This is a genomic window from Dethiosulfovibrio faecalis (assembly GCF_021568795.1).
In the GTDB taxonomy this organism is placed as follows: Bacteria; Synergistota; Synergistia; order Synergistales; family Dethiosulfovibrionaceae; genus Dethiosulfovibrio; species Dethiosulfovibrio faecalis.
The window spans coordinates 83,222-89,876 of sequence record NZ_JAKGUE010000010.1 but is presented as its reverse complement, the minus strand read 5'-3'; the positions used below and the strand labels follow the sequence as shown (position 1 = coordinate 89,876).

Genomic DNA, 6,655 nt, shown 5'->3' with positions numbered 1-6,655 from the left:
GCTTATCCACCCGATCGCCATGGACACCGGTCTTCGCTTCGCCATCCGTGAGGGCGGCCACACCGTAGGCGCCGGCGTCGTTACCGAGATTCTCGAGTAGAAAACAAAACGTTCGGTCCGCCCCTGCCGGCTCGACGGCGGGGGTCGACCTTTCTTTAAGGGAGTGAGAGATATGGCGGATCAGATCGGCCTTCAGTGCACCGAGTGCAAAAGGCGGAACTACATCAGCTCCGTGAACAAGAAGAACATGAGCGGTAAGCTGGAGCTGAGCAAGTACTGTAAGTTCTGCAAAAAACACACCTTGCATAAAGAGACCAAGTAGTGTAAAATACTTTCTTGGCGCAGGTCCGTAGCTCGAATTGGCAGAGCACCGGACTCCAAATCCGGGGGTTGAAGGTTCGAGTCCTTCCGGGCCTGCCATTTTTTTACTATCAATGACGATTGGAGGCCAGGGTCATGCAGAAAGTCTTCGGTTTTATTCGAGAGGCCAGAGCAGAGCTCAAAAAGGTAACTTGGCCCGGTAAGCAACAGGTTTGGTATTCCACCCTGGTCGTCATATTTGTGACCCTACTCGTAGCTGTCTACCTCGGGATCGTCGATATGGCATTGACCGGTGTTTTTTCGAGGGTTATTGGATAGCCTTCCATATGGTGATCCAGTGGAAGTCTCCAGTATCTAAGAACAGGGAGGTTTAAGGGGGCCGAAAATGTCGGGTCCCTTTTTTTATCATGGCGACCACTAATCAAAAAAAATGGTATATTGTTCAGACCTATGCGGGATACGAAAACAAAGTCAAGGCCAACCTCGAGCAGAGGATCGCCACAATGGGCATGGAGGATAAAATCTTCGATGTCCTGGTCCCCGTAGAGGAGAAAGTGGTCGTCAAGGACGGTAAGTCCAAAAAGGTGACTAAAAAACTTTTCCCTAGCTACGTTCTCGTAGAGATGGTCATGGAGGACCAGCCGTGGTATGTCGTGAGGCATACCCCTGGAGTTACCGGATTCGTAGGTTCGGGTAACCACCCGATCCCCCTCTCCGATAGAGAGGTGGGCGATATCATGAGCAAGATCGGTCTCTCCGGTTCCAAGAAGAACGATCGTCCCGCCTTCGAGATCGACCTTAAAAAAGGCGACGTCATCAAGGTCAAGTCGGGTCCCTTCGAGGGAGCGGTAGGTCCTATAATTGAGGTCCTGCCGGAAAAGGGGAAGGTCAAGTTCAGCGTCTCTGTATTTGGAAGAGACACACTTGTCGAAATCGACTACGTCGAGATCGACAAGCTTTAGCTTGTATCGGCTGATAGAGACATCAGCTTCAACCATCAACGAGAGGAGTTTTATCGTATGGCTAAGAAAGTCATAGGACAGATCAAGTTGCAGTTGCCTGCGGGCAAGGCGACCCCGGCGCCGCCCGTAGGTCCTGCCCTTGGTCAGCATGGCGTCAACATAATGGAGTTCTGCAAGCAGTTCAACGCGAAGACCAGCGATCAGCCTGGGATGATTATCCCCGCTATCATAACGGTCTACGCCGATCGCAGTTTCTCCTTTGAGCTTAAGACGCCGCCTGCAAGCGTTCTGATCAAAAAGCTTGTGGGAGTGGAGAAGGGGTCCGGCGAGCCCAACAAGAACAAAGTTGGAACCATCACCAGGGCTCAGCTTCAGGAGATCGCTGAGATAAAGAAGCAGGATCTCAACGCGAACGACGTGGATGCCGCTATGTGTATGATCGCAGGCACCGCTAGATCTATGGGGATTCAGGTAGTAGACTAACCGGTTTTCCCTGTGGCAGGGATCTAAATCCTGTCCCGTTATGACCACAAACAAGGAGGATATGTCGATGTCTAAGCAAGGAAAAAGATACGCTGAAATGGCAAAGAAGGTCGATCTCCAGAGGGCTTACAGCCTGGAGGAAGCGATCGCGCTTGTAAAGGAAAACGCTAAAGCTAAGTTCGACGAGAGCATCGAGGTCCATCTTCGTCTCGGCGTCGATCCCCGCCATGCCGATCAGCAGGTGCGTAGCACCGTGGCTCTTCCTCACGGTACCGGCAAGACCAAGCGGGTACTGGTTATCACCACCGGGGAGATGGGGGAAGAAGCCAAGGAGGCCGGCGCGGACTTCGTCGGCGGAGAGGACATGGTCCAGAAGATTCAGGGTGGCTGGCTGGATTTCGAGTCCGTCGTCGCTACGCCGGACGCGATGAAATTCATCGGCCGTCTCGGTAAGATCCTCGGACCCAGAGGGCTCATGCCCAGTGCCAAGGCCGGAACCGTGACCACAGATATCGTAAACGCCGTTAAAGAGATTAAGGCCGGTAAGGTCGAGTTCAGAGTGGACAAGTTCGGAATCGTCCATAACGCCGTAGGCAAGGCCAGTTTTTCCAAGGAAGATCTTTTCGCCAACCTCAAGGCCTTTTACAGCGCTATACTAAAGGCCAGACCGGCTGCGGTTAAGGGAACCTATGTCAAGAGTTTTTCCCTCAGCTCCACCATGGGGCTCGGTATAAAGGTCGACCCCGCCGTTGCACATAAGGAGATCTCCGACTAAAATTAGACATCTCACCTATGTGGGAGTATAATCGCTAATCGATGGAACTTAAGACAGTGGGTCCTCGTCAGAGGATAATGGTCGCGTACCACCCGCCGAGGTTCGGACGTTTTTCATGTCTTTTCAGATCATGGAATCCAGGCTTCCGATCCTTGACGGATCGGAAGCCTATGTTTTTTTGAGGAGGTGAAAATATGCCCGCATCTATAAAGTTTGAAATGGTATCAGAACTTAAGGATAAGCTCAAAGGTGCCGAAGCCGTATTCGTCTGCGAATATCGTGGCCTTACCGTCGCTCAGGCGACTGAGGTCAGACGTCTCGTCAGAGAAGCTGGCGGAGAGGTTAAGGTCGCCAAGAATACCTTGGTGAGGATAGCCCTCGGAGAGGTCGGTATGGCAGTTCCGGAGGATATCACCGTCGGTCCCAACGCCTATGTAATCGCCCATGAAAACAGCCCGGCAATTGCCAAGGCCATCAAGGAGTTTGCCTCCAAGAAAGAAAACAAGGCCATGGTCATCAAGGGAGGTCTCATGGGGAGCAACGTTCTGAGTCTGGATCAGGTTATGGCTCTGGCCGACCTTCCTTCCAGGGATCAGATGCTCGCCCAACTTGTCGGAACTCTGGCAGGTCCTATCAGAGGACTGGTCACGGTGCTTTCCGGCCCGTCTCGTGGATTGGTTACCTGTCTCTCCCAACTTGCGGAGAAGAAGGGATCCGACGCAGCTTAAGTTCAGTCGCTTAGCGGCTTAGTTAAAATAAGGGGAAGTTCCCCGTTAGAATTTTGAGGAGGAAAAACAAATGACCCGTGAGGATATCATAAAGGCTATTGAAGAAATGTCCGTTCTTGAGCTCTCCGAGCTCGTAAAGGAACTTGAGGAGAAGTTCGGCGTCTCCGCCGCCGCTCCCGCCATGATGATGGCTGCTCCCGCCGCCGGTGCCGCCGGTGCCGGTGCCGAAGAGGAAAAAACCGAGTTCAACGTCGTCCTTAAGGACGCCGGTTCCCAGAAGATCAAGGTCATCAAGGTCGTTCGCGAGATCACCGGACTTGGCCTTAAAGAGGCCAAGGAGCTTGTCGACAACCCCGGAAAGGCCGTCAAAGAGGGCGTTGCCAAGGACGAGGCCGAGAGCGTCAAGAAGCAGCTTGAGGAAGTCGGAGCTACCGTCGAGCTGGCCTAAACAAGACCATATCGATAATTTTAAAGGATGTCGTCTTTTGACGATGTCCTTTTTTTATAGTTACTATATCCTGGTAGTGATTGACCGTACTTTGTTTTCATGATATACCTCTTGATAGAGAGATTCGTTATCTTTTGAACGAAATCGAAGGAGGCTTTTTTTATGCAGGAAATAAGAGCAGCGGTTGACGCTTTCTGGGCCGACCTGAAGAAGGGATGTAACAATATCATAAGTTGCGATCAGCTTCAGGAACAGATAGAGAAGAAGTGTCCTCTCTATATCTTGGATATCAGAAAGCCCGAGGATTACGCCGAGGATCATATAGACGGAGCGATTAACATCCCCTGGGGGGAGGTCGGAGACTTTCTGGATGATCTGCCTAAGGACGAGAAGATAATCGTGGTATGTTACACTGGACAGACTGCCGGTCAGACGGTCGCTCTCTTGAAGATCCTGGGATTCGACTGTTGTTCTCTAAAGGGCGGCATGAGCTGCGATAAGACTCATCTGCCCCTTGCCGCTTCCTGCTCTTCCTGAATGTAGCCTAAAATCCTCTGGTAGAGGGTTTTAAAGAAAAGCCCCGATGTTTTTTCCGGGGCTTTTCTTTGTGTTTCCCTTCGAGAAACGAGACTATAATGGTATCGTTTCTTTAAGAGAGGAGATGAGCCGATGGTAGTGGATGCTCACGTTCACGTTTATCCCGAAGTCCTTTTAAGTGATCAGGATAGGATATCCGAGAAGGAACCTCACTTCGATCTTCTGACTCATAACAAAGTGCATAAGTGGGGATCCGTGGACGATCTGATCGTCAGGATGGACGAGACCGGTGTGGATCAAAGCTGGATATTCGGCTTCGCCTTCAGGGATATGGGATTATGCCGGTTGTGCAACGATTACATCGTCGAAGCCGTCAAACGATGGCCTGATCGCCTGAAGGGGTTTGCTGTAATACCTCCTCTGAATCCGGAGGTGGAGAGCGAGATAGAGAGATGTCACGATGCCGGACTGGTCGGAGTAGGTGAGCTTTTTCCACAGGGACAGATGTTGGATCTGGACGATATAAGACAGACCTGGAGATTCGTGGGAGCCTGCCACGAGAGGAATATGGTTATATCGATACATACCGCAGAGCCCGTCGGTCACGATTACGACGGCAAGGGAAACGTCGGACCTAAAGAAGCCGCGCAGTTTTGTCTCAACCATCCGGAGGCCAAGGTAATATTCGCCCATTGGGGCGGAGGGCTGTGGCTCTATGAGTCCATGCCGGAGACGAAGGAGGCTCTGAAAAACGCCAGATACGATACCGCCGCCTGGCCTTGGCTGTACGATGAAAAAGTCCTTCCAGCCGCTTTCGCTGCTGGGGTGGGACACAAAATAATCTATGGTTCAGACTGGCCCATATTGTCCTATCCCAGATATGATGCACTGCTCTCAAAGACCGGATTATCCGAGGAAAAGCTGGAGATGGTGCGGTCGGGAAACGCGCTGTCCTTTTTAGATCGAGTCTGTTGACAATATCGGCTTCCCAATATATACTACCTCTTGCGTTGGTTCGCTGAGGCCGTTGGGCGGTTAGCTCAGCGGAAGAGCATCTGCCTTACACGCAGAGGGTCACAGGTTCGAACCCTGTACCGCCCACCATTTTTTTCCACGACCATGCGGGGTCGTAGCTCAGTTGGTTAGAGTGCCGGCCTGTCACGCCGGAGGTCGCGAGTTCAAGTCTCGTCGGCCCCGCCATTTTAGTGGCGAGATAGCTCAGTTGGTAGAGCAGCGGACTGAAAATCCGCGTGTCCCCAGTTCAATTCTGGGTCTCGCCACCATCTGTATTTGTGCGGAAGTAGCTCAGGGGTAGAGCACAACCTTGCCAAGGTTGGGGTCGCGGGTTCAAATCCCGTCTTCCGCTCCATGAAGGCGGCATAGCCAAGTGGTAAGGCAGAGGACTGCAAATCCTTTATCCCCGGTTCGAATCCGGGTGCCGCCTCCACTTTATTCCTCGGTAGCTCAGCTGGCAGAGCGGGTGGCTGTTAACCACTAGGTCGCAGGTTCGAGTCCTGCCCGGGGAGCCAGAAATCATAGAATGACCCTTGATTCGTCAGGGGTCATTTTTTTTGTTCATCGTAGGCGTATAATAGATCTCGGTTTTTGGACATTCTGATTTATCTGGAGGTTTCCCGAGATGGAAAAAGCTAAAGCTCCCGAGATGGTCTTAGGAGTTTTGGGGGGCATGGGACCGGCCGCTTCCGCCGAGTTCATGAGGTTGTTGGCTGATCTTGCTCCCGCTGAATGCGATCAGAAGCACCCTAAGGTATTCTTATACTCCAATCCTCAGATTCCCGACCGTAGTTCCGCCATCATCGGTAAAGGGAGAAGCCCCGAGGCAGATCTTAGAGACGGGTTAGAGACCCTGATCGGTTGGGGAGCCGACCTGTTGGCCGTACCGTGCAACACCGCTCATTTCTTCATAGACGGATTTCGAGAGGATCTATCGGTTCCCCTTATTCATATAGTGGAGGCGACCTTGGAGCTTGCCGCAGTAAACAGTCCATCCGGGGCTTGGCTTCTCTCGACCGGAGGAACTCTCAAAAGCGGTCTATATCAAAAAGAGGCGCATAAAATAGGCTACAGGTTGATGCTGCCTCCTGAAGGGGTGTTGGCCGACATAATGAAGGCTATTCATTTGGTTAAAGCCGGAGATCTGTCTCTTTCCGGCGAGATAATTTCATCGTTAGTGGAAGAGCTTCGTTCCGTAAACGATCTCCCGATGATAGCGGCCTGCACGGAACTTCCTTTGGCCTATGGTGCTTCTGGACTCTCAGAAGATGGAATGATATCCAGTCTGATAGCTCTGGCTAAAAAATGTATAGATAGCCTTTATCTCTAAGTTTTAGGGCTTGAGACTCAAAAAAATGAGGCCTTCAAGCCCTTATTTCATGCCCTT

The 6,655-nt window shown here is 51.8% G+C and carries 11 protein-coding genes and 7 tRNA genes; all 18 read left to right on the top strand.

The genetic code is table 11. The features are described from left to right. On the top strand, positions 1–100 hold a 100-nt coding region (locus L2W58_RS08575; protein WP_236102930.1), incomplete at its 5' end, for an EF-Tu C-terminal domain-related protein. Positions 101–172: 72 nt separating this feature from the next. Next, positions 173–322: a 50S ribosomal protein L33 gene (gene rpmG / locus L2W58_RS08570; RefSeq protein WP_005659223.1), complete on the top strand. Its 150-nt coding sequence runs from the start codon at positions 173–175 to the stop codon at positions 320–322. Positions 323–343: 21 nt separating this feature from the next. Then, positions 344–420: transfer RNA gene (locus L2W58_RS08565), tRNA-Trp, on the top strand. Positions 421–456: 36 nt separating this feature from the next. Next, positions 457–639 carry a preprotein translocase subunit SecE gene (gene secE, locus L2W58_RS08560; RefSeq protein WP_236102928.1) on the top strand — a complete coding sequence of 61 codons (183 nt, stop codon included), beginning with the start codon at positions 457–459 and terminating at the stop codon, positions 637–639. Positions 640–728: 89 nt separating this feature from the next. Next, positions 729–1,283, top strand: coding sequence for a transcription termination/antitermination protein NusG (gene nusG, locus L2W58_RS08555; RefSeq protein WP_236102927.1), 555 nt, complete (start codon positions 729–731; stop codon positions 1,281–1,283). Positions 1,284–1,340: 57 nt separating this feature from the next. After that, on the top strand, positions 1,341–1,766 hold the full coding sequence (gene rplK, locus L2W58_RS08550) for a 50S ribosomal protein L11 (RefSeq protein WP_236102926.1): 426 nt from the start codon (positions 1,341–1,343) through the stop codon (positions 1,764–1,766). Positions 1,767–1,833: 67 nt separating this feature from the next. Beyond that, entirely contained in the window at positions 1,834–2,541 is a 708-nt protein-coding gene (gene rplA / locus L2W58_RS08545) for a 50S ribosomal protein L1 (protein ID WP_236102925.1), read from the top strand. A 194-nt stretch (positions 2,542–2,735) separates the two neighbouring features. Next, positions 2,736–3,269 (top strand): 50S ribosomal protein L10, encoded by a 534-nt coding sequence (gene rplJ, locus L2W58_RS08540; protein WP_236102924.1) that lies wholly within the window; start codon positions 2,736–2,738, stop codon positions 3,267–3,269. Between the two features lie 70 nt (positions 3,270–3,339). Further along, the gene (rplL, locus tag L2W58_RS08535; protein ID WP_236102923.1) at positions 3,340–3,717 is read left to right on the top strand and encodes a 50S ribosomal protein L7/L12; all 378 of its coding nucleotides are present in this window, start codon (positions 3,340–3,342) and stop codon (positions 3,715–3,717) included. Between the two features lie 162 nt (positions 3,718–3,879). After that, positions 3,880–4,254 carry a rhodanese-like domain-containing protein gene (locus tag L2W58_RS08530; RefSeq protein ID WP_236102922.1) on the top strand — a complete coding sequence of 125 codons (375 nt, stop codon included), beginning with the start codon at positions 3,880–3,882 and terminating at the stop codon, positions 4,252–4,254. A gap of 132 nt (positions 4,255–4,386) precedes the next feature. Next, complete coding sequence (locus tag L2W58_RS08525; protein WP_236102921.1) at positions 4,387–5,229, top strand: amidohydrolase family protein; 843 nt, start codon at positions 4,387–4,389, stop codon at positions 5,227–5,229. 54 nt (positions 5,230–5,283) lie between these two features. Further along, positions 5,284–5,358 (top strand) — tRNA-Val (locus L2W58_RS08520). A 19-nt stretch (positions 5,359–5,377) separates the two neighbouring features. Then, positions 5,378–5,454: transfer RNA gene (locus L2W58_RS08515), tRNA-Asp, on the top strand. A 7-nt stretch (positions 5,455–5,461) separates the two neighbouring features. Further along, positions 5,462–5,537: transfer RNA gene (locus tag L2W58_RS08510), tRNA-Phe, on the top strand. A gap of 11 nt (positions 5,538–5,548) precedes the next feature. Further along, positions 5,549–5,623, top strand: a tRNA-Gly gene (locus L2W58_RS08505). Positions 5,624–5,627: 4 nt separating this feature from the next. Further along, positions 5,628–5,701, top strand: a tRNA-Cys gene (locus L2W58_RS08500). Positions 5,702–5,707: 6 nt separating this feature from the next. Continuing rightward, a tRNA-Asn gene (locus L2W58_RS08495) sits at positions 5,708–5,783 on the top strand. 110 nt (positions 5,784–5,893) lie between these two features. Further along, entirely contained in the window at positions 5,894–6,598 is a 705-nt protein-coding gene (locus L2W58_RS08490; RefSeq protein WP_236102920.1) for an aspartate/glutamate racemase family protein, read from the top strand. The last annotated feature ends 57 nt before the right edge of the window (positions 6,599–6,655 follow it).

Bases quoted from the DNA above. Each gene is read 5' to 3' on its own strand.
- rpmG (WP_005659223.1), top strand. From the start codon at position 173: ATGGCGGATCAGATCGGCCTTCAGTGCACCGAGTGCAAAAGGCGGAAC.
- rplA (WP_236102925.1), top strand. From the start codon at position 1,834: ATGTCTAAGCAAGGAAAAAGATACGCTGAAATGGCAAAGAAGGTCGAT.
- rplJ (WP_236102924.1), top strand. From the start codon at position 2,736: ATGCCCGCATCTATAAAGTTTGAAATGGTATCAGAACTTAAGGATAAG.
- nusG (WP_236102927.1), top strand. From the start codon at position 729: ATGGCGACCACTAATCAAAAAAAATGGTATATTGTTCAGACCTATGCG.
- L2W58_RS08490 (WP_236102920.1), top strand. From the start codon at position 5,894: ATGGAAAAAGCTAAAGCTCCCGAGATGGTCTTAGGAGTTTTGGGGGGC.
- rplL (WP_236102923.1), top strand. From the start codon at position 3,340: ATGACCCGTGAGGATATCATAAAGGCTATTGAAGAAATGTCCGTTCTT.
- rplK (WP_236102926.1), top strand. From the start codon at position 1,341: ATGGCTAAGAAAGTCATAGGACAGATCAAGTTGCAGTTGCCTGCGGGC.
- secE (WP_236102928.1), top strand. From the start codon at position 457: ATGCAGAAAGTCTTCGGTTTTATTCGAGAGGCCAGAGCAGAGCTCAAA.
- L2W58_RS08530 (WP_236102922.1), top strand. From the start codon at position 3,880: ATGCAGGAAATAAGAGCAGCGGTTGACGCTTTCTGGGCCGACCTGAAG.
- L2W58_RS08525 (WP_236102921.1), top strand. From the start codon at position 4,387: ATGGTAGTGGATGCTCACGTTCACGTTTATCCCGAAGTCCTTTTAAGT.